At 74.5% G+C, this 26,239-nt stretch carries 21 protein-coding genes; 8 read left to right on the top strand and 13 right to left on the bottom strand.

All coding sequences use genetic code 11. The features are described from left to right. Positions 1-141: 141 nt before the first annotated feature. From ACWEV0_RS02700 to ACWEV0_RS02685, 4 genes are all read right to left on the bottom strand, one after another. Positions 142-1,257 carry an isopenicillin N synthase family dioxygenase gene (locus ACWEV0_RS02700; RefSeq protein ID WP_453145808.1) on the bottom strand — a complete coding sequence of 372 codons (1,116 nt, stop codon included), beginning with the start codon at positions 1,255-1,257 and terminating at the stop codon, positions 142-144. A 398-nt stretch (positions 1,258-1,655) separates the two neighbouring features. Continuing rightward, the gene (locus ACWEV0_RS02695) at positions 1,656-2,330 is read right to left on the bottom strand and encodes a TetR/AcrR family transcriptional regulator (protein WP_453145806.1); all 675 of its coding nucleotides are present in this window, start codon (positions 2,328-2,330) and stop codon (positions 1,656-1,658) included. Further along, complete coding sequence (locus ACWEV0_RS02690; RefSeq protein ID WP_453145804.1) at positions 2,318-3,052, bottom strand: enoyl-CoA hydratase family protein; 735 nt, start codon at positions 3,050-3,052, stop codon at positions 2,318-2,320. The genes ACWEV0_RS02695 and ACWEV0_RS02690 overlap by 13 nt, the downstream gene beginning before the upstream one ends. Further along, complete coding sequence (locus ACWEV0_RS02685; protein ID WP_453145802.1) at positions 3,049-4,647, bottom strand: 4-coumarate--CoA ligase family protein; 1,599 nt, start codon at positions 4,645-4,647, stop codon at positions 3,049-3,051. The genes ACWEV0_RS02690 and ACWEV0_RS02685 overlap by 4 nt, the downstream gene beginning before the upstream one ends. Before the next feature lie 219 nt (positions 4,648-4,866). Between ACWEV0_RS02685 and ACWEV0_RS02680 the strand changes: the two genes are divergently transcribed. From ACWEV0_RS02680 to ACWEV0_RS02670, 3 genes are all read left to right on the top strand, one after another. Beyond that, positions 4,867-6,264 carry a hypothetical protein gene (locus ACWEV0_RS02680; RefSeq protein WP_453145800.1) on the top strand — a complete coding sequence of 466 codons (1,398 nt, stop codon included), beginning with the start codon at positions 4,867-4,869 and terminating at the stop codon, positions 6,262-6,264. A 65-nt stretch (positions 6,265-6,329) separates the two neighbouring features. Continuing rightward, positions 6,330-7,571: an AAA family ATPase gene (locus ACWEV0_RS02675; protein WP_453145798.1), complete on the top strand. Its 1,242-nt coding sequence runs from the start codon at positions 6,330-6,332 to the stop codon at positions 7,569-7,571. After that, positions 7,568-8,794, top strand: coding sequence for a vWA domain-containing protein (locus tag ACWEV0_RS02670; protein ID WP_453145796.1), 1,227 nt, complete (start codon positions 7,568-7,570; stop codon positions 8,792-8,794). Before ACWEV0_RS02675 ends, ACWEV0_RS02670 begins: the two co-directional genes overlap by 4 nt. Here the strand turns inward: ACWEV0_RS02670 and ACWEV0_RS02665 are convergent. The 6 genes from ACWEV0_RS02665 to ACWEV0_RS02640 all read right to left on the bottom strand — a co-directional run bounded on the left by ACWEV0_RS02665 (position 8,743) and on the right by ACWEV0_RS02640 (position 16,556). Then, positions 8,743-9,297: a hypothetical protein gene (locus ACWEV0_RS02665; RefSeq protein ID WP_453145795.1), complete on the bottom strand. Its 555-nt coding sequence runs from the start codon at positions 9,295-9,297 to the stop codon at positions 8,743-8,745. The two genes, ACWEV0_RS02670 and ACWEV0_RS02665, sit on opposite strands and share 52 nt — an antisense overlap. Positions 9,298-9,403: 106 nt before the next feature. Next, complete coding sequence (locus tag ACWEV0_RS02660) at positions 9,404-10,537, bottom strand: acyl-CoA dehydrogenase family protein (RefSeq protein ID WP_453145793.1); 1,134 nt, start codon at positions 10,535-10,537, stop codon at positions 9,404-9,406. Continuing rightward, positions 10,534-12,444 (bottom strand): ATP-binding protein, encoded by a 1,911-nt coding sequence (locus tag ACWEV0_RS02655; RefSeq protein WP_453145792.1) that lies wholly within the window; start codon positions 12,442-12,444, stop codon positions 10,534-10,536. Before ACWEV0_RS02655 ends, ACWEV0_RS02660 begins: the two co-directional genes overlap by 4 nt. Positions 12,445-12,454: 10 nt before the next feature. After that, entirely contained in the window at positions 12,455-14,059 is a 1,605-nt protein-coding gene (locus tag ACWEV0_RS02650; RefSeq protein ID WP_453145790.1) for an acyl-CoA carboxylase subunit beta, read from the bottom strand. Continuing rightward, complete coding sequence (locus tag ACWEV0_RS02645) at positions 14,056-15,738, bottom strand: acyclic terpene utilization AtuA family protein (protein WP_453145788.1); 1,683 nt, start codon at positions 15,736-15,738, stop codon at positions 14,056-14,058. Before ACWEV0_RS02645 ends, ACWEV0_RS02650 begins: the two co-directional genes overlap by 4 nt. Beyond that, complete coding sequence (locus ACWEV0_RS02640; RefSeq protein WP_453145786.1) at positions 15,735-16,556, bottom strand: TIGR03084 family metal-binding protein; 822 nt, start codon at positions 16,554-16,556, stop codon at positions 15,735-15,737. The genes ACWEV0_RS02645 and ACWEV0_RS02640 overlap by 4 nt, the downstream gene beginning before the upstream one ends. A 246-nt stretch (positions 16,557-16,802) precedes the next feature. On the opposite strand from ACWEV0_RS02640, the gene ACWEV0_RS02635 reads away from it, so the two are divergent. Beyond that, entirely contained in the window at positions 16,803-17,963 is a 1,161-nt protein-coding gene (locus tag ACWEV0_RS02635) for a hypothetical protein (RefSeq protein WP_453145784.1), read from the top strand. 1 nt (position 17,964) lies between these two features. Here the strand turns inward: ACWEV0_RS02635 and ACWEV0_RS02630 are convergent, their stop codons facing one another. After that, positions 17,965-18,936 carry an EamA family transporter gene (locus ACWEV0_RS02630; RefSeq protein WP_453146001.1) on the bottom strand — a complete coding sequence of 324 codons (972 nt, stop codon included), beginning with the start codon at positions 18,934-18,936 and terminating at the stop codon, positions 17,965-17,967. Positions 18,937-19,079: 143 nt separating this feature from the next. Here ACWEV0_RS02630 and ACWEV0_RS02625 point away from each other — a divergent pair, with 143 nt between their 5' ends. Next, positions 19,080-19,985: a LysR family transcriptional regulator gene (locus tag ACWEV0_RS02625; protein WP_453145999.1), complete on the top strand. Its 906-nt coding sequence runs from the start codon at positions 19,080-19,082 to the stop codon at positions 19,983-19,985. A gap of 6 nt (positions 19,986-19,991) precedes the next feature. On the opposite strand, the gene ACWEV0_RS02620 is transcribed toward ACWEV0_RS02625, so the two are convergent. Next, positions 19,992-20,357 carry a winged helix-turn-helix transcriptional regulator gene (locus tag ACWEV0_RS02620; RefSeq protein WP_453145783.1) on the bottom strand — a complete coding sequence of 122 codons (366 nt, stop codon included), beginning with the start codon at positions 20,355-20,357 and terminating at the stop codon, positions 19,992-19,994. A 102-nt stretch (positions 20,358-20,459) separates the two neighbouring features. On the opposite strand from ACWEV0_RS02620, the gene ACWEV0_RS02615 reads away from it, so the two are divergent. Then, a complete protein-coding gene (locus tag ACWEV0_RS02615) occupies positions 20,460-21,170 on the top strand; it encodes an NADPH-dependent F420 reductase (RefSeq protein WP_453145781.1) in 711 nt (236 codons plus the stop codon). Between the two features lie 161 nt (positions 21,171-21,331). Then, positions 21,332-22,006: a DUF4232 domain-containing protein gene (locus ACWEV0_RS02610; RefSeq protein WP_453145780.1), complete on the top strand. Its 675-nt coding sequence runs from the start codon at positions 21,332-21,334 to the stop codon at positions 22,004-22,006. Here ACWEV0_RS02610 and ACWEV0_RS02605 read toward each other — a convergent pair whose 3' ends face one another. Beyond that, the gene (locus ACWEV0_RS02605) at positions 22,007-24,820 is read right to left on the bottom strand and encodes an FAD-binding and (Fe-S)-binding domain-containing protein (protein ID WP_453145997.1); all 2,814 of its coding nucleotides are present in this window, start codon (positions 24,818-24,820) and stop codon (positions 22,007-22,009) included. Positions 24,821-24,990: 170 nt separating this feature from the next. Here ACWEV0_RS02605 and serC point away from each other — a divergent pair, with 170 nt between their 5' ends. Beyond that, positions 24,991-26,109, top strand: a complete 1,119-nt coding sequence (gene serC, locus ACWEV0_RS02600; protein ID WP_453145778.1) for a phosphoserine transaminase — start codon at positions 24,991-24,993, stop codon at positions 26,107-26,109. The last annotated feature ends 130 nt before the right edge of the window (positions 26,110-26,239 follow it).

The raw sequence follows: 26,239 nt of genomic DNA, 5'->3' as shown, positions 1-26,239 counted from the left end.
GGCCGAGCCGCGCCGCGCGGGCGACAAGAGACGACGCACGGCGCGGCGACGCCACGACGACGCGGACACCGCCGGCGCCTGCGCGGACACCGCCGGCGGCTACGCGGACATCGCCGGCAGCTGCGCGGACTCCGCCGACGGCTACGCGGACATCGCCGGCCGGCCGGGCGCGGTCAGCAGGTCCGCGTGGTGGCGGGCCGCCGCCAGCGGGTGCGCCCGGAGCTTGCCCTTCAGCTCATTGCGGCCGTACTCGGCGAACAGCGGGTTCGCCGGGTCGGCCGTGATGCCGGGCGCGGCCGCCGCGTACGGGAACTCCAGCGGACGGACCCGGGCGTCGAGCCGCGGGTTGTAGAAGAACGGGACGGAGTACCGCTCCGTCGCACCGGGCGGTGAGACGACCCGGTGGTTGGTCGCGACGAGATAGCCGTTCGTCGCCACTTCCAGCAGCTCGCCCAGGTTCACGACGAACGCGCCCGGCAGCGGCGGCACGTCGTGGAACCGCCCGTCCTCCCGCTCCACCTGCAGCCCGCCCACCTGGTCCTGGAGCAGCAGGGTCAGGAAGCCGTAGTCCTTGTGCGCGCCCACGCCCTGGTCGTCGCCCGCGTCGCCGCTGCTGCCCGGGTAGCGGACCAGCTTCAGGTGCGGGTGGGCGGCCCGGCCGAAGACGTCGTCGTAGAAGTCCGGACGCGCGCCGATCGACGTCAGCAGCTCGTGCAGCAGCCGCTCGGCGACCCCGCTGAGCCGCTCGATCCAGTTCAGCGCCGCGAGCCGCAGCTCCGGCAGCGCCTCGGGCCACTGGTTGGGCCCCTGCAGCCACCAGTACGGCGGCTCCCCCGGCCCCGGTACGTGCGCCGGGCGCTCGGCCCCGATGTCCAGCTGGTCCCGCCAGTCCCGGGCGCCGGCCGTCTGCTCGTCGCCGACCCGGGTGTAGCCGCGGAAGTGCGGCGAGTTCGTGGTGTCCAGGGCCAGCCGGTCCGCCTCCGGCAGCGCGAAGAAGGCCCGCATGGCGGAGGTCAGCGCGCGCGTCTCGACCTCGCTCACGCCGTGCCCGACGAGCTGGAAGAAGCCCACGTCATGGGCGGCGGAGTGGAGCTGCGCGTGCAGCAGCCGGCGCGCCTGGGGGCCGCGGTCGGCGGCGGCGAGGTCGACGATGGGGAGCTGGGAGGGGTACGAGAGGTACGGGGCGGAGTCCTGCGGGAGGTGCTGCGAGGAGTCGCGCGAAGGGGCCTGGGAGTGGGCCTGCGAGGGGTGGCTCATGGTGTGCGTCCGCGGTGGGTGTACGGCGCCCGGTGCCGGGCCGGGGGTGGTGGCCGTGCCGGGCGGTGGGGTGGGGCGAGGGTCGGGGGTCAGGGACGACCGGGACAGCCCATGCTCGCGACGCGGAGGAAGTCCACGTGGCGGCGACGTACGAGCGAAAGCATGCGACAAGCGTACTGCGGGCGGGTGAGGCGTGATGTGGCCCGCGTCACGGCGCGGAGGGGGCGACGGGGGGACCTCGGTCGCGGAGGCGGAGCGGGAACGAGGTCGCGACCCGGTCGCCGGGACAGAGCGGGACGGAGCAGCCGAAGAAGGAGAAGGCGACGGCCTGCGCTGTCGTGGCCGCCCGGAGGGTCTGCGCCACCGTCCCGTCCGGTATCCCGTCCGGAAGGCAGGCGTCAGCCCAGGGCCTCGTCGAGGAGCCGGGCCCACTGGGCGACGACCCGTTCGCGCCGTGCCTGGTCGTCCGTGAGGAGGGTCGCGAGGCCCAGGCCGCGGGCCATGTCGAGGAGGCCCTGGACGGACTCGCGGACGCCGGGACGGGACTCGTCGGCGCCGAGGAGTTCGACGGCGATGCGGTGGGACTCGCGGCCGACGCGGGCCTCCAGCTCGGTGACGCGGGGGCGCAGCTGCTCCTCGTCGGAGGCGGCGACCCAGAGGTGGAGGGCGGCGCGGAAGAGGGGGCCGGTGTAGAGGTCGACGAGGGCGGCGACGACCGTGCGGCGGTCCTGGGTGGGGAGGGTGCGCAGGGCCTGGGAGCGTTCCTCGGCGACGTACTCGACGGCGGCCGTGAACAGGTCCTCGCGGGTCGGGAAGTGGTGCTGTGCGGCGCCGCGGGACACGCCGGCCCGCTCGGCGACCGCCGAGACGGTGGAGCCCGCCCAGCCGTGCTCGGCAAGACAGGCCACCGCCGCCTCCAGGAGCCGCTGCCGGGTGGCGCGGCTCCTGTCCTGCTTGGGGCCGGACTTGGACTCGGTCCGGGGGCTGGACTTCGGCTCGGCGCCGGTGCCGGACCTGGGGCCGGACTTGGACTCGGTCCTGGGGCCGGACTTCGGGCCGGTCACAGTCTCCACGTGGGGTCCCGTCGTTCGAGGAAGGCCGTCATCCCTTCTCTCGCCTCGGCGGAGGCGAAGAGCGTGGCGGACAACTGGACCAGTTCCTCCGCGTCGCGCTCGAAGGTCTCCAGGACTCTAGCCGTGACCAGCCGCTTCGCCGCGCGCAGCCCCTGCGGGGAGGCCGCGCGCAGCCCGTCGAGGATCCGTGGCAGATCGGCGAGCGGCGCGGTGACCAGGCCCATCGCCCGCGCCTCGGCCGCGCCGAAGCGCTCGCCGGTGAGGTAGTAGCGGGCGGCAGCGCGCTGGTCCAGCTTCGGCAGCAGGGTCAGCGAGATGACGGCGGGCGCGACCCCGATCCGTACCTCAGTGAGCGCGAAGTCCGCCTCCTCCGAGGCCACGACCACGTCACAGGCACCGAGCAGGCCGAGGCCGCCGGCCCGGGCGTGGCCGGTGACGAGGCCGACGACCGGCTTCGGCAGCTCGACGATCTGCCGGAGCAGGTCGACGAAGGCGTACGGCCCGGGCGGCGCCTTCAGGTCGGCGCCCGCGCTGAAGGTGCCGCCGGTGTGCGTGAGCACGACCGCCCGGACGGCCGGGTCCTTGGCGCAGGCGGCGAGGGCGTCGGCGAGTTCGGTGACGAGGGCGGCGGAGAGCGCGTTGCGGTTGGCCGGGGAGTCCAGGGTCAGGGTGGTGATGCCGCGTTCGGACGCGGCGTGAACGAGGCTGTTGTCCGTACTCATGTGCGGTCCCTCAGCTCCCGGCGCAGGATCTTGCCCGACGCCGCTCGGGGCACGGTGTCGATGAACTCCACCTGCCGGATCTTCTTGTACGGGGCGACGCGCCCGGCCACGTACGCGAGCACGTCCTCGGCGCCGAGCCCGGCGGCGTGCGGCTGCCGCACGACGAACGCCTTGGGGATCTCGGTGCCGTCCGCGTCCCGGACGCCGATGACGGCGGCGTCGGCGATGCCGTCGTGGGTGAGCAGCAGGGCCTCCAGTTCGGCGGGCGGGACCTGGAAGCCCTTGTACTTGATGAGCTCCTTCACGCGGTCGACGACGTACAGCCAGCCGTCCTCGTCGACCCGCCCGATGTCCCCGGTGTGCAGCCAGCCGTCGGCGTCGACCATCGCGGCGGTGGCCTCCGGCCGGCCCAGGTAGCCCTTCATGACCTGCGGCCCGCGGATCACGATCTCGCCCGCCTCGCCGGGCGGCACGTCCTTCGCCGGGTCGTCGAGCGAGACCAGCCGCATCCCGGTCGACGGCAGCAGCTTGCCGACCGTGCCCGGCGGCGGGTTCCCGGCGGCGAGCGGCACCAGGTGGGTGGCCGGGGACAGCTCCGTCATCCCGTACGCCTGGAGGATCGGCGGCAGCCCGAGCCGCGCCGAACACGCCTCGGCGAGCGCCGCGTCGAGCGGGGCCGCCGAGCAGACGATGTACTTCAGCGACGACAGGTCGTACTCCGCCACCGCCGGGTGCTTCGCGAGCGCGAGGACGATCGGCGGCGCCACGTACAGCGCGTTGATCCGGTGCTTCTCGATCGCCGCGAGGAACCCGTCGAGCTCGAACCGCGGCAGCACGACGACGGTGGCACCGCGCCGCAGCGGGGCGTTCATCAGGGCGGTCAAGCCGTATACGTGAAAGAAGGGCAGCACTGCCAGGATCCGGTCGCCGGTCCCCATCGGCATGAGCGGTTCGAGCTGGGCGAGGTTCGTGGCGATGGAGGCGTGCGTGAGCATCACGCCCTTGGGGACGCCGGTGGTCCCGGAGGAGTACGGAAGGGCGGCGAGGTCCTCCGCCGGGTCGACCTCGACCTCCGGCTCGGGCGCGGTGGAGCCGAGGAAGTCCTGGAGCGACCGGGCCCCCTCCCCCTCGTGCGAGCCCTCCGGCACCCGGTCGCACACGAATATCTCCGCCACCCCGCCCGCGAGCTCCGCCGCCGCGCGCGCCGTCGCGAGCAACGGCGACACGGTGACGATCCAGCGCGCCGACGAGTCGCGCAGCTGCTTCGCGAACTCCTCGGGCGTGGCGAGCGGGTGCACGGTGGTCACGGCCGCCCCGGCGCGCGTCGCGGCGTAGAACGCCACCGGGAACAGCACGGTGTTGGGACTGTGCAGCGCGAGCACGTCCCCCTTCCGCACCCCGGCCCCGGCGAGCCCGGCCGCCACCCGCCGGTGAAACGCGTCCACTTGCCCGTACGTGAGCGTCAACGCCCCGTCCCCGCCGGTGCCGTCGACCAGGGCCGGCGTGTCCCCGAACTCGGCGGCGCGCCCGAGGACGGCGTCGTGGATGGGGAGGGAGACGACCGGGACGTCGGCGTACTCGCTGTGAAACACCATGCGTGCGTGCCCCCTGACTCTGGGTGGGTCGTGGCGGACAGGATGGCTTGCTCGAGTGCGGCTTGGGGAGACCTTGGCAGCGCCGAAAGAAACAATCAAGCACGCCTGCATGATTTTGATTCGCACTGGCGGGGGCGAGCGCGCCGGGGCTACGATCAAGGCGATGACGACTCACTCTGTTCACAGATCGGAGGTCCCGTCCGCTCAAGGTGAGTGCTGATGCTCACTTACGAAGCGAACGGTGAGACCCGTTTCTCCTTCTGGCCGCGCGTGCGCGAGTTCGCCGTGCCGGCCTCCATGATCGAGACCGCGACCGCCCGTCGCCGCGTCGGCGACTGGGCCGGGGCATGCGCCGCCGCGGGTTTCGACGTCGACCTGGACCTGAAGGCCCTGTCCCGCACCCACGGACAGACCATGGCCACCCAAGTCCGATCCGACCTACGCCACTTGGCACCCGACCTGCTGCGCTGGCACATGCCGCGGATCGCCCCGGACGGGCTGCTCCGGCCGGGGCTGACCGTCCCGCTGGCCCGGTACGGAACGCTGCACCTCGTCGTGCGGACGGCGCCGGCCTGGGCGGACGGCGGCCAGCGGATCAGTCTCGCCCTCTGGGACGCCGCTTCCGCGACGACCCTGGGCGCGGCCGCGACCGCGCGCCATCCGCATCCCCGGCCCAGCCGCCGCTTCCGGCTCGACCTGCACCGCCACTTGTGGGACGCGCGGCGGTCCGGGGAGCTGCGGGGCAGGTCGGGGGCGGACGCCACGCCGCCGGACGTCACTCCGGCACTCACGACTTCTCCGCAGCGCTCGTACGGCCTGCGGTGGGCCGTCGAGCGCTGGGCGGCCGAAGCCGGGATCCTGCTGCGAGCCGAAGCGGCATCGGGCAGTGGACCGGTCGGTTGCGTGGGCGTACGGGCCGCGGGCCGGCGCCTCGTCCTCGACGTGGGCGTCGGGCCCCGGCCCGGCACCGTCCGGATCTCCGACGCTCCCCGGGGCGGCACAGGCGCTCCGCTGCCGGTGCTGCCCGACGCGGCGACCTGGGTTCCGCCCGACCTGGAGCTGCTGCGGGCGGGCGCGATCGAGGCGGACCGGCTGCACCCGCTGGTCGCCGCCGCACTCGTACCGGGGTACGCACCGGCGGAGCAGCGGCCTGCCGCGCCGAACGATCCGGGGCGGCCCCGGATCGTGGAGTGCCGCGGGGCGCTGCACCGGATCGCGCTCGTCGACGGCGTCCTGTCGCCGCTGGACCACGACCCCGCCGAGCTGCGGCGGGAGGAACTGCTGGTCGCGCTGTCCGGGCCGCCGTTGCCCTGCCTGCGCGCCATCGACGAGACGCACCGCCGCCCGGACTCCCTCGGCGGCGTCCGCGAACGCCTGGACCACGGCGACACCGCCGGGGCCCTGGCGGTCGTCGAGGGACTGCTGGGCCCGGAGGCGGTCCTGCGCGACGGGCCGCTCCGGGACGCCCTGGAGGCCGCCGCCCGGCGGCGCGTCACCTACGGCCTCTACCGGACGGGCCTGATCGAACCCACGCGCCCGGCGGCCCAGGCACACACGTACGCCCATCGCAAGGACGCCGTCCGCACCCGTCCGCGCCTCGCCGCGGCAGCACCCTGACGGGGGCCGGACCCCCGCGCCCGCCCGCCGCCACCCCGACCACCCCACACCCACAGGTGACCCTTATGACCACATTTGCAACGCCCTCCTCCGCCCAGCTCGACGTCGCCGCCGACCTGCTCGCCCTGCTCCGTGACACCACCACCGAACCTCGCCCCGACGACCAGCTGGAGGCACTGACCCTGGCGGTGGCCGCCGACCTGCCGGTCCTCCTCTGGGGAGAGCCCGGCATCGGCAAGACGGCTGCCCTGACCCAGCTGGCCGAGGAGCTGGAGCTGCCCCTCACCACCGTCATCGCGAGCGTGCACGAGCCCTCCGACTTCTCCGGACTGCCGATCGTCGGCGACGACCCGGCCGAGCAGGGCGTGCCGCTGGCGCCGCCGGACTGGGCGGTCCGGCTCGTACGGGAGGGGCGCGGGCTGCTGTTCCTGGACGAGCTGTCCACAGCCACGCCCGCCGTGCAGGCGGCACTGCTCCGGCTCGTGCTGGAGCGGCGGATCGGTTCGCTCCGACTGCCCGCCGGGGTGAGGATCGTGGCCGCCGCCAACCCCCGCTCGTCGGCTGCCGACGGCTGGGAGCTGAGCGCCCCGCTCGCCAACCGGTTCGTGCATCTGCAGTGGACGCACGACCACGAGGTGGTGGTCCGCGGCCTCGGCGGCACCTGGCCCCGCGCGACGCTGCCCCGACTCGACCCCGGCCTGCTGCCCGAGGCCGTGGACCGGGCCCGGCGGGCGGTGTGCGGACTGCTCTCCGCGCGGCCCGCGCTCGTGCACCGGCTGCCCAGCAGCGAGGCCCGCAAGGGCGGTGCCTGGCCGTCGCCGCGCAGCTGGGACATGACGCTGTCCCTGATCGCCTTCGCGACCGCCGCCGGCTCCTCGCGGGACGTGCTCTCGCTGCTCGTGCGCGGCACGGTCGGGGACGGGCCGGGGCTCGAACTCCTCGCCTGCCTCGACCGGATGGACCTCCCCGACCCCGAGAAGCTGCTCGCCGACCCCGGCAACGCGGAGCTGCCCGAGCGCGGCGACCGGCGCCAGGCCACGCTCGAAGGGGTCGTCGAAGCGGTCAAGGCCCGGCCGGAGAAGGACCGTTGGGAAGCGGCCTGGGCGCTGCTCGTACGGGCCATGGAGACCGGGGCGCCGGACCTGGTGGTCGTGCCGGCCACCACCCTGGCCGCGCTGCGGCGCGAGGACTGGGACGTGCCGGAGGCGATCGAGCGGCTCGCGGGCGTGGTGTCCCTGTCCCGGCGCGCGGACCGCTCCGTGGCGCGGACGGCGGCCGCCGCTGCGGCTTCGGGTGCGGGCCGATGAGCGTCGAACTGGACCGGGAGAAGCTCTTCGCCGCGCGCCTGCACGCCGTACGGGTCCGGCCGTATCTGGCGACGGCGCTGTTCGCCCTGCACGTGGTGGAGTCGCCGCGGGTCCCCACGATGGCGGTCGACCGCTACTGGCGCTGCTACGTGTCGCCGGAGTTCGTGGCCCGGATGCCGGTCGAGGAGCTCGCCGGAGTGTGGGTGCACGAGGTCTCCCACCTGCTCCGCGACCACCACGGGCGCGGCGACCGGGTCGCGCGGGAGCGGGGGTTGACCGGCGCCGGGGACCGGCTGCGGATGAACATCGCGGCGGACTGCGAGATCAACGACGACGTGTACGGCGACGGCCTCGCCCAGCCGGAGGGCGCGGTCACGCCGCAGACCCTCGGCCTGCCCGTCGGCGGGCTCATGGAGGACTACCTGCGGCAGTTCCGGCTCGGACCCTGGCTGGACGACAGGGCCGCCTGGCTGGACTGCGGAAGCGGCGCCGACGGTCTGGACCGGGACTGGGACCTCGGCCCGGACGGCGCCGACGGCCTGAGCGCCCAGGAACAGGACGCGGTCCGGTTCCGGGTCGCCCAGGGCATCATCGGCGCCCCGGGCGACGCGCCCGAGGGCTGGCGGCGCTGGGCGGAGGAGGCGTTCCATCCGCCGCAGCCCTGGCGGCAGCTGCTCGGCGCGGCACTGCGCTCGGCCGTGTCCGGGTCGGGAGCCGGCACGGACCACAGCTACGGCCGGCCCTCCCGCCGCTCGGTCGCCCTGCCCGGCATCGTCCTGCCGAGCCTGCGCCGGCGGCCGCCCCGCGTGTCCGTCGTCATCGACACCTCCGGCTCGGTCAGCGACGCCGAACTCGGCAGCGCCCTCCTGGAGGTCACCGCCATCTCCCGCGCCCTGGGCGGCCGCCGCGACCTGGTCAGCGTGCTGCCCTGCGACGCCGCTGCCCGCGTGGTCCACCCGCTGTGCCGGGCGGAGGGCGTCCCGCTGGTCGGTGGCGGCGGCACTGACCTCCGCACCGGCTTCGCCACCGCCCTCCGTACCAGCCCCCGGCCGGACGTCGTGGTCGTCCTCACCGACGGCCAGACACCCTGGCCGGACACCCGCCCCGGCTGCCGCACGGTCGTCGGCCTCTTCCGCCGGGCCGGCCGCCGCGTGAACGAGGACAACCCCGACTACGTCCCGGACGCGCCGCCCGACTGGGCCCGGGTCGTCCGCATCGGCTGAGCGAGGCCACCGCCCGTGAGCCGCCGGTCCAGGGCCCGCTGGCCCTTGGCCAGCCAGCGCACCGGCCAGTGCAGCAGGACGGCCAGGCACAGCAGCCAGCCGCCCGCGTGGACGGTCCAGACGCCGGCCATGGTGGGGCCGCCCCAGGCCTGGTGGTAGTCGGTGTGGAGGTACCAGATCGGGTAGCCGAAGTTGCGGACCGAGTTGAAGATCGCGTACCCGAGGACGACGAAGGCCAGCAGGTCCAGGGGCAGGCCGAGGACCGTACGGGCCAGCGTCCTGCCGCCGGTCCAGCCGCGGGCCCCGGTGCCGGGCTCGCCGCCGGGCCGGCCGCGGGTCCCGGTGCCGGGCTCGGGGTCGGTGAGGCGGGCGCGGAGGCGGCCGGCGCGGGTCGGGTGTCCGGTGAGGGTGAGGGCGGTCGCCGCGAGGCCGGCCGGGAGGGCGAGGAAGGCGTGGGCCGCGGTGCGCAGGTCCGTGCGGGCGGTGCGGTGGATCGGGTACATGGCGGGCTCCTCACCCTCGCCGGGCTGATGCCCGTACCGTCCCGCCCGCATGGTGCCGTCGTCTTCGGACCCCGGTGCCAGATCCGGGGTGATACCCCAGTACGACTCAGTACGACTTCGGCAGGCCCAGGGTCTGGTGCGACACGAAGTTGAGGATCATCTCGCGGCTCACCGGGGCGATCCGGGCCACCCGCGCCGCCGTGATCAGGCGGGCCAGGCCGAACTCCTTGGTCAGGCCGTTGCCGCCGAGGGTGTGGACGGCCTGGTCGACGGCCCTGACGCAGGCTTCGGCGGCGGCGTACTTCGCCATGTTGGCGGCCTCGCCGGCGGCCAGGTCGTCGCCCGCGTCGTAGAGGGCCGCGGCCTTCTGCATCATCAGGCGGGCGAGTTCGAGTTCGATGTGGGCCTGGGCGAGGGGGTGGGCGATGGCCTGGTGGGCGCCGATGGGGGTCTTCCAGACCTGGCGTTCCCTGGCGTACGTGACGGCCTGGGCGAGCGCGTAGCGGCCCATGCCGATCGCGAAGGCCGCGGTCATGATGCGCTCGGGGTTGAGGCCCGCGAAGAGCTGGAGGAGGCCCGCGTCCTCGTCGCCGACGAGGGCGTCGGCCGGGAGGTGCACATCGTCGAGGGTGAGCTCGAACTGCTTCTCGTTCGCGTCGAGTTCCATCTCGATGGCGCGGCGGCCGAAGCCGGGCGTGTCGCGCGGGACGATGAAGAGACACGCCTTGAGGTTGCCGGTGCGGGCGTCCGAGGTGCGGCCGACGACGAGGGTGGCGTCGGCGATGTCGACGCCGGAGACGAAGACCTTGCGGCCGTTGAGGACCCAGCCGTCCTCGGTACGGGTGGCCGTGGTGGTGATGCGGTGGGAGTTGGAGCCGGCGTCCGGCTCCGTGATGCCGAAGGCCATGGTGCGGCTGCCGTCGGCGAGGCCGGGCAGCCAGGCCGCCTTCTGCTCCGCCGTGCCGAAGCGGGATATCACCGTGCCGCAGATCGCCGGCGACACGACCATCATCAGCAGTGGCGCGCCGGCCGCGCCCGCCTCCTCCAGGACGATGGACAGCTCGGCCATGCCGCCGCCCCCGCCGCCGTACTCCTCGGGCAGGTTCACGCCCAGGTAGCCGAGCTTGCCGGCCTCGGCCCAGAGCGTGGCGCGGTCGAAGCCGGGGCCGTGGCGCCGGCCGAGCGCGGAGACGGCGGCGCGGAGGGCGGTGTGCTCCGCCGGTTCGATGAGGCTGCTCATGAGTTCGGGTCCTCCTGTGCTTCGGTCGAGACGACGGCGAGCAGGGCGCCTACCTCGACCTGGCGGCCGGGGACGGCGTGGAGCGCGGTGAGCGTGCCGGAGGCGGGTGCGGTGACCCGGTGTTCCATCTTCATGGCCTCCAGCCAGAGCAGGGGCTGCCCGGCCTCGACGCGGTCGCCGGCGGCGAGGCCCTCGGCGACGCGGACGACGGTGCCGGGCATGGGGGCGAGCAGGGAGCCGGGTTCCCGCTCGTCGGTCGGGTCGGGGAAGCGGGGGGCCGGGGTGAGGCGGTGCGGGCCGACGTACACCGTGTCGTCGTGCCGGGCCACGTCGAAGTGCCGTACGACACCGGCCACTTCGAGATCGACCCGGTCGGCGGTCACCGCCGCCACGCGGATGCCCGGCGGGCTCGTCACCTCGTAGCCGCCCTCGCGCGTCGGGCGGTAGCGGACCTCGTGTCCGCCGTACGCCTTCACCTCGTCCTGCGAGCGGACGTTGCGCCAGCCGCCCCCGAAGCGGCCGGCCCCCCGGCTCGTCCCGCGGGCCGCCTCCGCGAGCGCCGCCGCCACCGCCGCGTACCCTGCCTCGGCCTGGGCCCCGGCGGGCGGCTCGGTCAGGGCGGGCAGGTGCGCCGCGTAGAAGCCGGTCGCGAGGCGCGCCGGGTCGGTGAAGTCCGGATGGCGCAGGGAGGCCACGAGCAGGTCGCGGTTGGTGACGGGGCCGTGCAGGCGGGCGCGCTCCAGGGCGCGGGCGAGCTTGCGGACGGCCTCGGCGCGGGTCGGGGCGTGGGCGACGACCTTGGCGAGCATGGCGTCGTAGTGCACGCCCACGGTGTCGCCGGACGCGTAACCGGTGTCGACGCGCAGGCCGGGCCCGGTCGGCACGTCGAAGGTGTGCAGCCGGCCCGTCTGCGGGGTCCAGCCGGCGGCCGGGTCCTCCGCGTAGAGCCGGGCCTCGACGGCGTGGCCGTGCGGGGCGGGGGGCTCGGGCGGGAGCGGGGTGCCCTCGGCGACGGCGAGCTGGAGGGCGACGAGGTCGACGCCGTACACCGCCTCGGTGACCGGGTGTTCGACCTGGAGGCGGGTGTTCATCTCCAGGAAGTGGGCCCGGCCGTGGGCGACGAGGAACTCGACCGTGCCCGCGCCGGCGTACCCGACGGCCTTCGCCGCGGCCGCCGACCGCTCGTACAGCTCGTCGACGAGCGACGCCGGCAGGCCGGGCGCCGGGGCCTCCTCGACGACCTTCTGGTGGCGGCGCTGGAGGGAGCAGTCGCGGGTGCCGAGCGTCCAGACGGTGCCGTGCGTGTCGGCGAGGATCTGCACCTCGACGTGCCGGCCGTGCTCCACGTACGGCTCGACGAACACCTCGCCGTCCCCGAACGCGCTCAGCGCCTCGGCGGAGGCGGCCGACAACTCCCCTTCCATCGAGTCGAGTTCGCGGACGACGCGCATGCCGCGGCCGCCGCCGCCCGCCGCCGCCTTCACCAGCACCGGCAGGTCGGCCTCGGTGAGCGTGGCCAGGTCGAGCGGCGCCACGCCGAGGAGTTCCTTGGCGCGGGTCTTCGACGCCATGGCCTCGATCGCGGCCGGCGGCGGCCCGATCCAGACCAGGCCGGCGGCCGTCACCGCCTCCGCGAACTCCTTGTTCTCGGAGAGGAAGCCGTAGCCGGGGTGCACGGCGTCCGCGCCCGCCGCGAGCGCGGCCGCCACGACCAGGTCGCCGCGCAGATACGTCTCCGCGGGTGTCGCGCCCGGCAGCCGCACGGCCGCGTCCGCCTCCCGTACGTGCAGGGCGCCGGCGTCCGCGTCGGAGTACACGGCCACCGTGGAGACGCCCAGGTCACGGCAGGTGCGGAAGATCCGGCAGGCGATCTCGCCGCGGTTCGCCACAAGGACAGAGGAAATCATGCGGTGGGCCTCACATTCGGAAGACGCCGAAGCCGCCGCGCGCGCCCTCGACCGGTGCCGTGTGGATCGCGGACAGGCAGAGCCCGAGGACCGTGCGCGTGTCGCGCGGGTCGATCACCCCGTCGTCGTACAGCCGCCCGGAGAGGAACACGGGCAGCGACTCCGCCTCGATCTGCGCCTCGACGAGCGCGCGCAGCCCCGCGTCCGCCTCCTCGTCGTACGGCTGCCCCTTCGCGGCGGCCGAAGCGCGCGCCACGATCGACAGCACGCCCGCGAGCTGCTGTGGGCCCATGACGGCGGACTTGGCGCTCGGCCAGGCGAAGAGGAAGCGCGGGTCGTAGGCCCGGCCGCACATGCCGTAGTGCCCGGCCCCGTACGACGCGCCCATCAGGACGCTCACATGGGGCACGCGGGAGTTCGACACCGCGTTGATCATCATGGCGCCGTGCTTGATGATGCCGCCCTGCTCGTACTCCTTGCCGACCATGTAGCCGGTGGTGTTGTGCAGGAAGAGCAGCGGGATGTCGCGCTGGTTCGCCAACTGGATGAACTGGGCGGCCTTCTGCGACTCGGCGCTGAACAGCACGCCCTGCGCGTTGGCGAGGATGCCGACCGGGTAGCCGTGCAGCCGTGCCCAGCCGGTCACCAGGCTCGGCCCGTACAGCGGCTTGAACTCGTCGAAGTCCGAGCCGTCCACGATCCGCGCGATCACCTCACGCGGGTCGAACGGCGTCTTGAGGTCGCCCGGCACGATCCCGAGCAGCTCCTCCTCGGCGTACTTCGGCGGCTCGACCGTCAGCGCGTCCGGGTCGGCGTGCGCCTTGCGGTGGTTGAGGCGGGCGACGATCCGGCGGGCCTGGCGCAGCGCGTCGTGCTCGTCGACGGCGTAGTGGTCGGCGAGTCCGCTGGTCCGGGCGTGCATCTCGGCGCCGCCGAGCGACTCGTCGTCGCTCTCCTCCCCCGTCGCCATCTTCACGAGCGGCGGGCCGCCGAGGAAGACCTTCGACCGCTCCTTGATCATCACCGTGTGGTCGGACATGCCGGGGACGTACGCGCCGCCCGCCGTCGAGTTGCCGAAGACGACCGCGACGGTCGGGATGCCGGCGGCGGAGAGCCGGGTGAGGTCGCGGAAGAGCGCCCCGCCCGGGATGAAGATCTCCTTCTGGGAGGGCAGGTCCGCACCGCCGGACTCGACGAGCGAGACGACGGGGAGGCGGTTGGCGTACGCGATCTCGTTGGCGCGCAGGGCCTTCTTCAGCGTCCACGGGTTGGACGCCCCACCGCGCACCGTGGGGTCGTTGGCGGTGATCACGCACTCGACGCCCTCGATCACCCCGATGCCGGTGACCAGGGACGCCCCTACGGGATAGTCGCTGCCCCAGGCGGCGAGCGGCGACAGCTCCAGGAAGGGGGTGTCGGGGTCGACGAGGAGTTCGATCCGCTCGCGGGCGAGCAGCTTGCCGCGCCGCCGGTGGCGTTCGGTGTACTTCTCGCCGCCGCCCGCGAGCGCCTTGGCGTGCTCGGCGTCGAGGTCGGCCAGCTTGTCGAGCATGGCGGCGCGGTGGGCCGCGTACTCCGGTCCGCCGGTGTCGAGGGCGGAGGCGAGGACGGTCACAGCAGTACCTCCGGGATGTCGAGGTGGCGGGAGCGCAGCCATTCGCCGAGGGCCTTGGCCTGCGGGTCGAACCGGGCCCGGGAGGCGACGCCCTCGCCGAGGATCCCGGTGATCGTGAAGTTGAGCGCGCGCAGTTCGGGCAGCACGTGCCGCTCGACCGGCAGGTCCGCCGTCTCCGGCAGCAGTGCGCGGAAGCGCTCGACGGTGAGGGTGTGCACGAGCCAGCGCCACTCCTCGGCCGTGCGGGTCCAGACGCCGACGTTGGCGTCGCCGCCCTTGTCGCCGCTGCGGGCGCCGGCCACGAGGCCGAGCGGCGCGCGCCGGGTCGGCCCCGGCGGCAGCGGCGGCGGGATCTCCGGGTCCGGTACGGGTTCGAGGGGCCGGGTCCGCGGCGGTACGGGGACGGGGGCGCGGGTCCCGTCGGGCAGCACGGCCGTGTGCGGGACCTCTTCCACGGGCACGGACGCGGCTTCGAAGACCCCGTAGGGGGCACCCTTGCCGGGCGGGGCGGTGACGTGGAAGCCGGGGTAGCTCGCGAGGGCCAGTTCGATCGCGGCCCCGGTCAGGGTGCGGCCGACCTTGTCGGGGTCGGGGTCGCGGACCACGAGCCGGAGCAGGGCGCTGGCGGTCTCCTCGGTGCCGGCGTCCGCGCGGTCGGTGCGGGCGAGCTCCCAACGGACCTCGGCGGGCGGGTCCTTCGCCAGGACGTCGCCGAGCTGCTCCCGCACGAGCTCCGCCTTCGCCTCGATGTCGAGTCCGGTGAGCACGAACACGACCTCGTTGCGGAAGCCGCCGAGCCGGCACAGGCCCGCCTTGAGCGTCGGGGGCGGTGCCTCGCCCCGTACGCCCTCGACGCGGACGCGGTCGGGGCCCTCCTGGGTGAGCCGGACCGTGTCGAGGCGGGCGGTCACGTCGGGGCCGGGGTAGCGGGCGCCGGCCGTCTCGTAGAGGAGCTGGGCGGTGACCGTGCCGACGTCGACGAGACCGCCGGTGCCGGGGTGCTTGGTGATGACGGCGGTGCCGTCCGCGTGGAGTTCCGCGAGGGGGAAGCCGGGGCGGCGCACGTCATGGCCTTGGAAGAAGGCGTAGTTGCCGCCGGTCGCCTGGGTGCCGCACTCCAGGACGTGACCGGCGACGACCGCGCCCGCCAGCTCGTCGTACGCCTCCGGGCCCCAGCCGAAGAACCACTGCGCGGGCCCGGTGACGAGGGCCGCGTCGGTGACCCGGCCGGTGACGACGACGTCCGCGCCGGCGGCGAGACAGGCGGCGATCCCGCCGCCGCCGAGATAGGCGTTGGCCGCCAGCACGCCGGGCCGCGGCGGGAGCCGGTCGCCCTCGACGTGGGCGACGCGGACCGGTATGCCGAGCCGCTCGGCGAGCGCGCGCAGGGCGTCGGCGAGACCGGCCGGGTTGAGGCCGCCGGCGTTGGTGACGATGCGGGTGCCGCGCTCGTGGGCGAGCCCGAGGCCCTCCTCCATCTGGCGCAGGAAGGTCCTGGCGTAACCGGCGGAGGGGTCCTTGAGCAGGTCGCGGCCGAGGATGAGCATGGTCAGCTCGGCGAGGTAGTCCCCGGTGAGGACGTCGAGCCGGCCGTCGGGCCCGCCCCCGGTCAGCATGTCCTTGACGGCGTCGAAGCGGTCACCGTAGAAGCCCGACGCGTTGCCGATACGGAGGATCACGCGTCCGCCCCCTTCGGCGGCCGCCCCTGACCCGCCGGCCCGGCGAAGGCCTGGGCGATGCCGAGCCACTCCTCCGCGTCGGCGCCGTGCGCGACGAGCGCGGTGTCGGCGCGGTGGACGCGCTGGGTCACCAGGAGGCAGAAGTCGAGGGCGGGTCCGGTGACGAGCTGGGGCGCGTCCTCGGGTCCGTACGCCCACACCTCGCCGGCGTCCGGCACACCCGCCGAGACCCCCTCGGGCGGGGTGAGTTCGAGGCGGAAGGGCTCGGCGGGCGGGGTGAGGCCGCGCACCAGGTACGCGTAGTCGCGCGCCCGCAGCCCGATCCACGCGATGTGCCGCAGCCGGGCGGTCGGCCGGCGTACGACTCCGAGGGCGTCGGCCACGTCCTGGCCGTGCGCCCAGGTCTCCATGAGGCGGGCGGTCGCGAGCGACACGGCGCTCATGGCGGGCCCGTACCAGGGGAAGCGGGTGCCGGGCGGCGCCTCGCGCAGCACCCGGTGGAGCCGGTCGCGGCCCTCGCGCCAGCGGGCCAGCAGCTCGGCGGGCGGCAGCGCGGCGCCCTCCTCGGCGCCGTCGTCGACGAAGCGGTCGGGCGCGTCGAGCGCCTTCCGCGCCTCGGCGGCGAACGCCTCGGGGTCGGTCGCGGCGAGCAGCGCGGCGGCGTCGGTCCAGGCGAGGTGGGCGATCTGATGGGCGACGGTCCAGCGCGGCGCCGGCGTGGGCGCGGCCCACTGTTCGGCGGTCAAGTCGCTGACCAGGGCGTCGACTTCCTCGCTCTCGACACGTAGGTCGTCGAGCACCGCAGCGGGGTCGGACACGGAGCGCTCCCCTCGGGGACGGGCGGGTCACGGACGTGCGTGAGGAGCATGGCAGCCGGGACAGAAACAATCAAGCGTGCTTGCTTTTTGATTTCGGCAAGGCGGCCGGAGTCATCACGGCGAGGTACGCCCACGCTTCCCACGGCGGCTCCGCGGCCGGCTCCGGGCCCTGCCGTACAACCCCCGGCCATGACCGGTTGTCCAACCTTCGTCCCAGCAGCTTCTACGCACGGGCAAGGACAGGTCATGCGCTTCAGAACGGCAGCGGTCGGCGCAACGGCCGCTCTCCTCCTGACCGTTCCGGTCACGGCGGCTCAGGCGGACCCGACGACTCCCCCGGACAAGACTGCCGCCCCGGCCCCGTCTGCGGCCCCGGCCGCGCCTGCGGCGCCGGCCGCGCCTGCGGCGCCGGCCGCGGACCCGGTCGACGTGGCGGCCTCGCTCAGGACGAGCCTGGCCTCGGTCGTACCCGGCGGCTACTTCGACCTCCGGGTCGGCGGCAGGGTCGTGTCGGGTGCGGTGGAGAAGCTGGACGTGACGGTCCGGCTGCCCGCCGGGATCACGTACGCGGCGACCGGCAGCGGGTTCGGCTGCAGGCCGAGCGCCGACGGCCGGTCGTTCACCTGCCCCGGCCAGAAGCCGTTGGCCCCGGGCGCGGAGGGCCTGCCCGTCGCGCTCCGGGTCGACGAGGACGTGCCCGTCGGCCGCGAACTCACCCTCACCGGCACGGTCACCCCGGTCGGCGCGACCGACACCGAGCCGGGGAACGACACCGCGACCGCCACGGTCACGGCCGTCGAAGGCGCCGACCTCGCCGTCACCTGGAAGCCGGGCTCGGCGTCCGTACGCCCCGGGAAGGACTTCACGACCGAGCTCGTCGTCACCAACAACGGCCCGGGCACGGCCGCCGAGGTCGTCGTGGCGGTCTACAACGGGTACGACAACGTGCCGAAGAACAACGACAAGCGCTGCTGGTGGGACCCGGGCACGGCGATCTGCGAGGAGTACGCGGACCTCGCGCCCGGCAAGAGCGTGTCCTTCCCCTTCACCTGGAACTTCGCCGAGGGCGCGGCGGGGAAGACGCACAAGGTGCTGGCGCGGCTGTACACGCCGCCGACAGGCGACAAGGTGAAGGAGAACGACCAGGACGAGCTCGTGGTCAAGGTCCTGAAGCCGGCGAAGCCGACGCCGAAGCCGACCCCGACACCGACCTCGACGCCGACGAAGCAGACCCCCACCGCGACCTCGACGCCGACGGTCTCACCCTCGTCCACCTCGCCCGGCGGCAGCCTGGCGGACACGGGCAGCGGGTCCGCCGGGGCCGCGGCGGGAGCGGTGGTGCTCCTGACGGCGGGCGTCCTGCTCTCCCGTAACCGCAAGCGGACCGGTAGTCGCGGCCGGCACTGAGTCAGCGGGACCGGCGGGACGAACGGGACGGGCGGGCCACCTGGGTCCGGACCGCGCCCATGCTCGCCGCGATGACGAGTGCGATCGCGAGCGCGTCCGTCAGGTCGAGCGCCTGGTGCAGGACGAGGAAGCCGGCGGTGGCGGCGATGGCCGGTTCCAGGCTCATGAGGACGGCGAAGGTGGGGGCCGGGAGGCGGCGCAGGGCGAGCAGTTCGAGGGTGTACGGCAGGACCGAGGACATCAGCGCGACGGCGAGGCCCAGGCCGATCGTCGACGGGACGAGGAGCCGGTCGCCCGCCTCCGTGATGCCGAACGGCAGGCTGATCACCGCGCCGAAGGCCATGGCGAGGGCGAGGCCGTCGGCCTGCGGGAAGCGGCGGCCGGTCCGGGCGCTGAAGACGATGTACGTCGCCCACATGGCGCCGGCGGCGAGCGCGAAGCCGGCGCCGGCCGGGTTCAGCCGGTCGAGGCCGCCGCTGGTGACGCCGCTGAGGAGGGCGACGCCGACGAGGGCGAGGCCGGCCCAGAGGAGGTTGACCAGGCGGCGGGAGGCGACGACGGAGAGCACGAGCGGGCCGAGCACCTCCAGGGTGACGGCGGCGCCGAGCGGGATCCGGTCGACGGAGAGGTAGAAGAGGATGTTCATGCCGGACATGGCGGCGCCGAAGGCGAGCACGGTGCCCCAGTCGGCGCGGCTGTAGCCGCGGACCTTGGGCCGGCAGGCGATCAGGAGCACGGCGGCGGCGAGGACGAGCCGCAGGGTGACGACGCCGAGGGCGCCGGCGCGGGGCATGAGGAGGACGGCGACGGCGGAGCCGAACTGTACGGAGAGGCCGCCGGCGACGACGAGGGCGACGGGCCCGAGACGGCCGGTGCCGGTACGGGTGACGGGCGCGGGCGCGGCGGCGGATGCGGTGGCGGGCGCCGCCGCGCGTGCGGTGGGCGCGGGGGCGGTGGCTGAGGCCGCGGGTATGTCCTTGACCGGGCTGTCCACCGGCGTGCTCCTTGCCTTGATCACGATCCGAGTCCACTGGAATGGACCCTGAAGTCCAGAGTAATGCACCGCTGGTTCAGGACTCCACCCTTCACGCTACGAGCACCCGCGCGGCGCGGGAAATGCCGATTGGGCTGCGCTTATGCTCCGCACGCATGAGCCGCACGAGCATCGAGCTCCGCCACCTCCGCTGCTTTCTGGCCATCGCGGAGGAGGGGAACCTGACCCGGGCCGCCGCCCGGCTCCACCTCACCCAGCCCGCCGTGTCCCGCACCCTCGCGGCGCTCGAGAAGCACATGGGGGCGCGGCTCGTCGACCGCTCCACCCACCACGTGTCGCTCACACCCGAGGGACGCGACGTCCGCGACCGGGCCGCGGCGGCCGTCGCCGCGTTCGACGCGGCCGTCGACCCCGCACGGCTCCACCACCGGCCGCTGCGCCTCGGCCACGCCTGGTCGGCCTTCGGCCCGTACACCACGCCCCTGCTGCGCCGCTGGCAGCGCGAACACCCCGGGACCCCGCTCGAACTCCTCCGCATCGACGACCGCACGGCCGGCCTGCTGCGCGGCGAGGTCGACGCGGCGCTGCTCCGCGGACCGGTGGAGATCCCCGGCCTGGCCGCCGAGGAACTCCTCACCGAACGGCGGGTGGCGGCGGTGCCCGCGGACAGCCCGCTCGCCACGCGCGACACGCTGACCCTGGCCGAGCTGGCGACGCAGACCGCGATCCTCAACCCGGTGTCCGGCACCACCACCCTCGACCTCTGGCCCCCGGCCGCCCGCCCCCGCTCCACCCTCACCGTCGCCAACACCGACGACTGGCTCACCGCGATCGCCGCCGGCCGCGGCATCGGCGTCTCCGCCGCCTCCACCGCCGCCCTCCACCCCCACCCGGGCGTCGCCTACCGCCCCCTGCCCGACGCACCACCCCTCCCGGTCCTGCTCGCCTGGCGGGACGGCGACCGGCACCCGGCGACGGGGGAACTGGTGGAGATGGCGCGGCAGATCGCGGGAGAGGGCGAACGGTAGGCGACGTCAGCCGCGCCCGCTCCGCTCCAACGCATCCACGACCTCGTCGCCGTGTTCGAAGGCCCAGGCGCCGAGGGCGTCGATCGGAGCCAGCAGGGTCGTGCCGAGCGCGGTGAGTCCGTAGTCGACGCGAGGCGGCGACTCCGCGTACGCCCGGCGCTCGACCAGACCGTGGGACTCCAGGCGGCGGAGGGTCTCCGTGAGGACCTTGGGGCGGATGCCGCCGATGCGGTCGCGCAGCTCGCGCGGGCGCAGCGGGCCGTCACGGAGGCTCCAGAGGACCACCGGGTTCCAGGTGTTGGCGAGGAGGTCGAAGGCGAGGCGGGCGCGGCAGTCGGCGATGAAGGCGGAGGCGTCGGCGTCGGTCGTCACCCTTCACACGTACCAGATCGTCAGGCACCAGATGGTGCCCGACGGGCGTCCTACGGTCGCCTTGCCGGCTAGTCAGCGGAACGACCAGAAGGGGGAACCTCCGTGCAGATCGGGGTACTTGGAAACGGAAACATGGCCCACGCCCTCGCCGCCCACTGGGTTCGCGCCGGTCATCACGTGCTCGTCGGCGGCCGGGACCGGCGGCGGGCCGAGGCGCTCGCCGAGCGCCTCGGCGGCGGGGCCGGGGCCGGGGGCCTTCGTGAGGCCGCGGAGTTCGGGGAGGTGGTGCTGGTGGCGTTGCCGTACGGCGTCGGGCAGGAAGTCGTACGGGAGCTGAGCGACGTCCTCGACGGGAAGGTACTGGTGGACTGCTCGAACCCGGTGGGGCCCGGGTTCGTCCTGCGCACGGATGGCGACGGCGGGCCGTCGGCCGCCGCCCGGCTCGCCGCGGAAGCGCAGAAGGCGCATGTCGTGAAGGCGTTCAACCTCTGCCACGAGGACGTGTGGCGCATGGACCCGCCCGTCTTCGACGGGCGCCGCCTCGCCGTGCCGGTCTGCGGTGACGATCCGGCGGCCCTGGCGCTGGTGCACCGGCTGGTGCAGGACGCGGGCTGCGAGCCGTTGGCCGGGGGCGGGCTCGCGCGGGCCGGGCTCGTCGAGGCGACAGCCGCGCTGTTCATCGGGCTGTGGGTGGGGGAGGGCGCGGACGCGCAGGCCATCGCGCCCCCGCTCGCCTACGCCACCGGGCCGACGCGACCCGCCGAACCGACGGGACCTGACGGGCCGACGGGACCTGACGGGCCGACACGCTGACCGGTGCCGGCCCGGTCGGTCCGGGCCGGCACTCCGCCCCGCGCCGAACCGTGGTGAATTCGGAAAGGCGTCGTCACCAAGTTGTGAAGCTGCCACGGGATCCTGGTCCTCACCACAGCGCGAGCACTGCGCACGCGCGTCGTCATCGGGGGAGAACCACCATGAGCACCGTCCGCAGAGCCGCCGCCGTCCTCGTCGCCGTGTCCGCGCTCGGCCTGACCGCCTGTGGGCCGTCCGAGGACGGCGCGGCCGGCGCGCCGACCACCCCCGCCGCGCCGTCCGCCACGTCCTCCGCCAAGCCCGGCGCGCCGAAGACGGACGCGCCGACGAAGTCGCCGAAGACGGACGCGCCCAAGCCCAAGGCGCCGAAGCCGACCACCGCGCCCACCAAGACCGCGAAGCCGTCGACCGACCCCGACTACGACGTCTTCCCGTGCAGCACCTTCGACGTGACGTTCAAGGCGGAGCTCGCGGAGCCCACCACCAGCAGCTACCTGCTGAAGATCACCAACAAGTCCGGCAAGGCGTGCCGGGCGATCGGGCACCCGATCGTGACCTTCGGCGATCTCGACGGGGCGGCGCACCAGGTGGGCACCGCGCCCGGCATCGACGACGCGCTGCGGCTGGAGCCGGGGCAGTCGGCGTACGCGGGCCTGATGGGCGGCGCCGCCGGCGCGGGCAGCAAGACCGTGTCGTACGTCAGGATGACCATGGACACCGACTCCGACCTGACGCAGACGCCGCTCAAGGCCGCCACGCCCGGCTTCAACGTCTCGGACAAGTCCTCCGTCACCCCGTGGGTGGACAACGCCGAGGATGCTCTGAGCATCGGCTAGTCACTCCCGCGGCGCCTCGTCGAGCGCCTCCGCCAGGACCTCCGCCACGTGGCGCGGGTGGCGGTCCTGGGTCGCGTGCGCGATCTGCGTACGGCAGGAGAAGCCGTCCGCCAGGACCACCGCGTCCGCCGGCGCGGCCCGCAGCGCGGGCAGCAGCTGGTCCTCCGCGCAGGCCATCGACACCTCGTAGTGCCCCGGTTCGAAGCCGAAGTCGCCCGCCAGGCCGCAGCAGCCGCCCGCCAGCTCGCCGGTCAGTCCGGCGCGTCGGCGGAGGCGCCGCTCCGCCGCGTCGCCGAGGACCGCGTGTTGGTGGCAGTGGGTCTGGCCGGCGACCGGGCGGTCGACGCGGGGCGGAGACCAGTCGGGGGCGAGTTCCTCCAGGGCCTCGGCGAAGGTGCGGACGGACGCGGCGAGCCGGACCGCGCGCGGGTCGTCGGGCAGCAGCTCGGGGAGGTCGGTGCGCAGGGCCGCCGCGCAGGAGGGTTCCAGGACGACCACCGGCAGGTCCAGGGCTCCCCCGGGCTCGGCCCCGGACGCACCGGCACCCGCATCCGCACCCCCAGCCCCACCCGCCATGACGTCCAGCGTCCGGCGCATGACCCGGCGCGCCGCGTCGAGCCGGCCCGTCGACACGTACGTGAGCCCGCAGCAGACCCGCCCCGGCGGCAGCGCCACCCCGAGGCCCGCCGCCTCCATGACCCGGACCGCCGCGGCGCCGACCTGCGGGGCGAGGTGGTCGGTGAAGGTGTCCGGCCAGAGGGTGAGCGCGGGCGGGCGGTCCGAGGCGCGTTCGCCGAACCAGGACACGAAGGACTGTCCGGCCACCCTCGGCATGGCGCGTTCCGGCGTGACGCCCGCGATCCTCGCGGCGAACGGCAGCCCCATGGCCACGTTCAGCCCGCGCCCGAACAGGTCGAGCAAGTGCGGCAGTCCGCCCATCGTCCAGTGCGAGCGCGGCCGTTTCCACGCCCGCCGCCCGGCGTAGTGACCGTGCAGGAACTCCGCCTTGTACGCCGCCATGTCGACGCCCACGGGGCAGTCGCTGCGGCAGCCCTTGCAGGACAGGCACAGGTCGAGGGCGTCCCGGACCTCCTCCGAGCGCAGCCCGTCGGTGATCGTCTCGCCGAGCGCCATCTCGTGGAGCAGGCGCGCCCGGCCGCGCGTGGAGTGCTTCTCCTCGCCGGTGGCCCGGTACGAGGGGCACATCACGCCCGGGCCCGAACTCGGCTCGTCGGAGCGGCACTTGGCGACGCCCACGCACCGGGCCGCCTCCCGCCCGAGACGAGCCACCGCTCCCGCGCCCCGCCCGGCACCGTGCCCCGCACCCTGCCCCACGACCGGCAGCCCGGTGAACCTCAGCCCCGAGTCCAGCGGCTCCGGCCGCACCAGCATTCCCGGGTTCAGACCGCCGTCCGGGTCCCACAGGTCCTTGACCGCGCCGAACACGGCGACGAGCTCGTCCCCGTACATCTTCGGCAGCAGCTCCGCGCGCGCCTTCCCGTCCCCGTGCTCGCCGGACAGCGAACCGCCGTGCGCCACCACCAGGTCGGCGACCTCCGCCGAGAACTCCCGGAAGCGTGCCACGCCCTCCCGCGTCCACAGGTCGAAGTCGATGCGGACATGGACGCAGCCGTCACCGAAGTGCCCGTACGGCACGCCTCGCAGCCCGAACCCCCGCAGCAGCGCACGGAATTCGCGGAGGTACGAGCCGAGGCGGGCCGGCGGCACCGCGCAGTCCTCCCAGCCCGGCCACGCCTCCCCGCCGTCCGGCATCCTCGTGGCCGTACCCGCCGCGTCCTCGCGGATCCGCCACAGCGCCCGCTGCCCCGCCGGGTCCCGCACCACCAGGGCGTCCAGGGCGTCCGCCGCCCGCACCAGTCCGGCAGCCGGTCCCGCGCCGTCCATCTCGACGAACAGCCAGGCCCCGCCGCGCGGCAGCCCGGCCGCCGCCCCGTCCCGTACGAGATCCGTGGCCATGCCCTCGACGGTCAGCGGCCCGAACCGCAGCAGCCCGGCCGCCGCGTCCGCGGCCGCGCTCTCGTCCGCGTACCCGAGGACCACCAGTGCGGGTTCGGCCGGCAGCGGCACGAGCCGCACCGTCGCCTCCGTCACCACGCCGAGCGTGCCCTCGCTCCCGCAGAAGAAGCGCGCCACGTCCGCGCCGCGCTCCGGCAGCAGCGCGTCGAGCGCGTATCCGGAGATGCGGCGCGGCAGGCCCTCCGGGTAGCCGGTGCGCAGCAGGGCGAGCCGGCTCTCCACCAGCTCCCGCAGCCCGGCCGGCGCGCCCTGCCACTTCTTCCCGAGGGAGAGCCGCCGACCGCCGTACGTCACGGCGTCCAGGGCCCGGACGTTGTCGGCGGTCGTCCCCCACGCCACGGAGTGCGCGCCGCACGCGTTGTTGCCGATCATTCCGCCGAGGGTGCAGCGGCTGTGCGTGGACGGGTCGGGGCCGAAGGTCAGACCGTACGGGCGGGCCGCGTCCCGCAGCCGGTCCAGGACGAGTCCGGGCCGGACGACGGCGGTGCGCGCCTCGGGGTCGAGGGACACGACGCCCCGCATGTGGCGGGTGAGATCGAGCACGACGCCCGTGCCGGTGGCCTGCCCGGCGATGGAGGTGCCGCCGCCGCGGGCGACGACCGGCACCCCGTGCGTACGGCAGACGGCGAGGGCGGCGGCGACGTCGTCGGCGTCGCGCGGGGCGACCACGCCGAGCGGGACGCGCCGGTAGTTGGAGGCGTCCATCGAGGTCAGGGCGCGGGCGGTGGCGGAGAAGTCGACGTCGCCGGACACGGCGGCGCGCAGCGCGTGCGCCAGCTCGCCGCCCGGCTCCGCCGCCTGCTCCCGCGCCCTCCCGCCCGCCCGCTCGCGCGCCCTCTCCCCCGCCGAATTCTTGTGTGATCCCACGACTACAGAATGTCTCAGCCGTCGTCCCAACGGGCGGACATCCTGCAATCCCGCTCTCCCGACCCGATACGCTCCGCCTCGTGGCCGATATCCAGATTCCCGCTGACATGAAGCCCGCCGATGGCCGTTTCGGCGCGGGCCCCTCCAAGGTGCGTACGGAGGCGCTGGACGCCCTGGCCGCCACCGGCACCTCCTACCTCGGTACCTCCCACCGCCAGGCCCGGGTCAAGAACCTGGTCGGCGAGGTGCGTGCCGGCATCAGTGACCTGTTCTCGCTGCCCGAGGGCTACGAGGTGATCCTGGGCAACGGCGGCTCGACCGCCTTCTGGGACATCGCGACGCACGGTCTCATCGAGAACAAGTCGCAGCACCTCACCTTCGGCGAGTTCTCGTCGAAGTTCGCGAAGGCCGCGAAGCTGGCCCCGTGGCTGGCCGAGCCGACCGTCGTCTCCTCCGACCCGGGCACCCACCCGGAGCCGGTCGCCGAGGCGGGCGTCGACGTCTACGCCTTCACCCACAACGAGACCTCCACCGGTGTCGCCGCCCCGCTGAAGCGGGTCGCGGGCGCCGACGAGGGCGCGCTCGTGCTGGTCGACGCGACCTCGGGCGCCGGCGGTCTGCCGGTCGACATCACCGAGACGGACGTCTACTACTTCGCCCCGCAGAAGTCCTTCGCCGCCGACGGCGGCCTGTGGCTGGCCGCGTTCTCGCCGGCCGCGCTCGAGCGCGCGAAGAAGATCCACGAGTCGGGCCGGCACATCCCGGAGTTCTTCAGCCTGCCGACCGCGATCGACAACTCGCTGAAGAACCAGACGTACAACACCCCGGCCCTCGCGACCCTCTTCCTGCTCAACGAGCAGCTGAAGTGGATCAACGGCCAGGGCGGTCTGGACTGGGCCGTGGCCCGTACGAAGGAGTCCTCGGACGCGCTGTACGGCTGGGCCGAGGAGTCCAAGTACGCGACGCCGTTCGTCACCGACCCGGCGAAGCGCTCGCAGGTCATCGGCACGATCGACTTCTCCGACGACATCGACGCCGCCGCCGTCGCCAAGGCGCTGCGCGCCAACGGCATCGTGGACACCGAGCCGTACCGCAAGCTGGGCCGCAACCAGCTGCGCATCGCGATGTTCCCGGCGATCGACCCGGCGGACGTGCGGGCGCTCACGGCCTGCATCGACTACGTCATCGGTCAGCTGTAGGCACCCCAGCGACACGCGAGGGCCCGGGGGGCGGGGGGGGGTGGGGGGGGCGGCCCCGCCCCGGAGGGGGGCCCACCCCCCGAGGCCCACCCCACGCGATAGCAAAACAAACAACAAAACACACACAAAA

The sequence above is a fragment of the Streptomyces sp. NPDC003943 genome (assembly GCF_053605265.1).
This window is presented reverse-complemented; position numbering and strand designations above follow the sequence as displayed.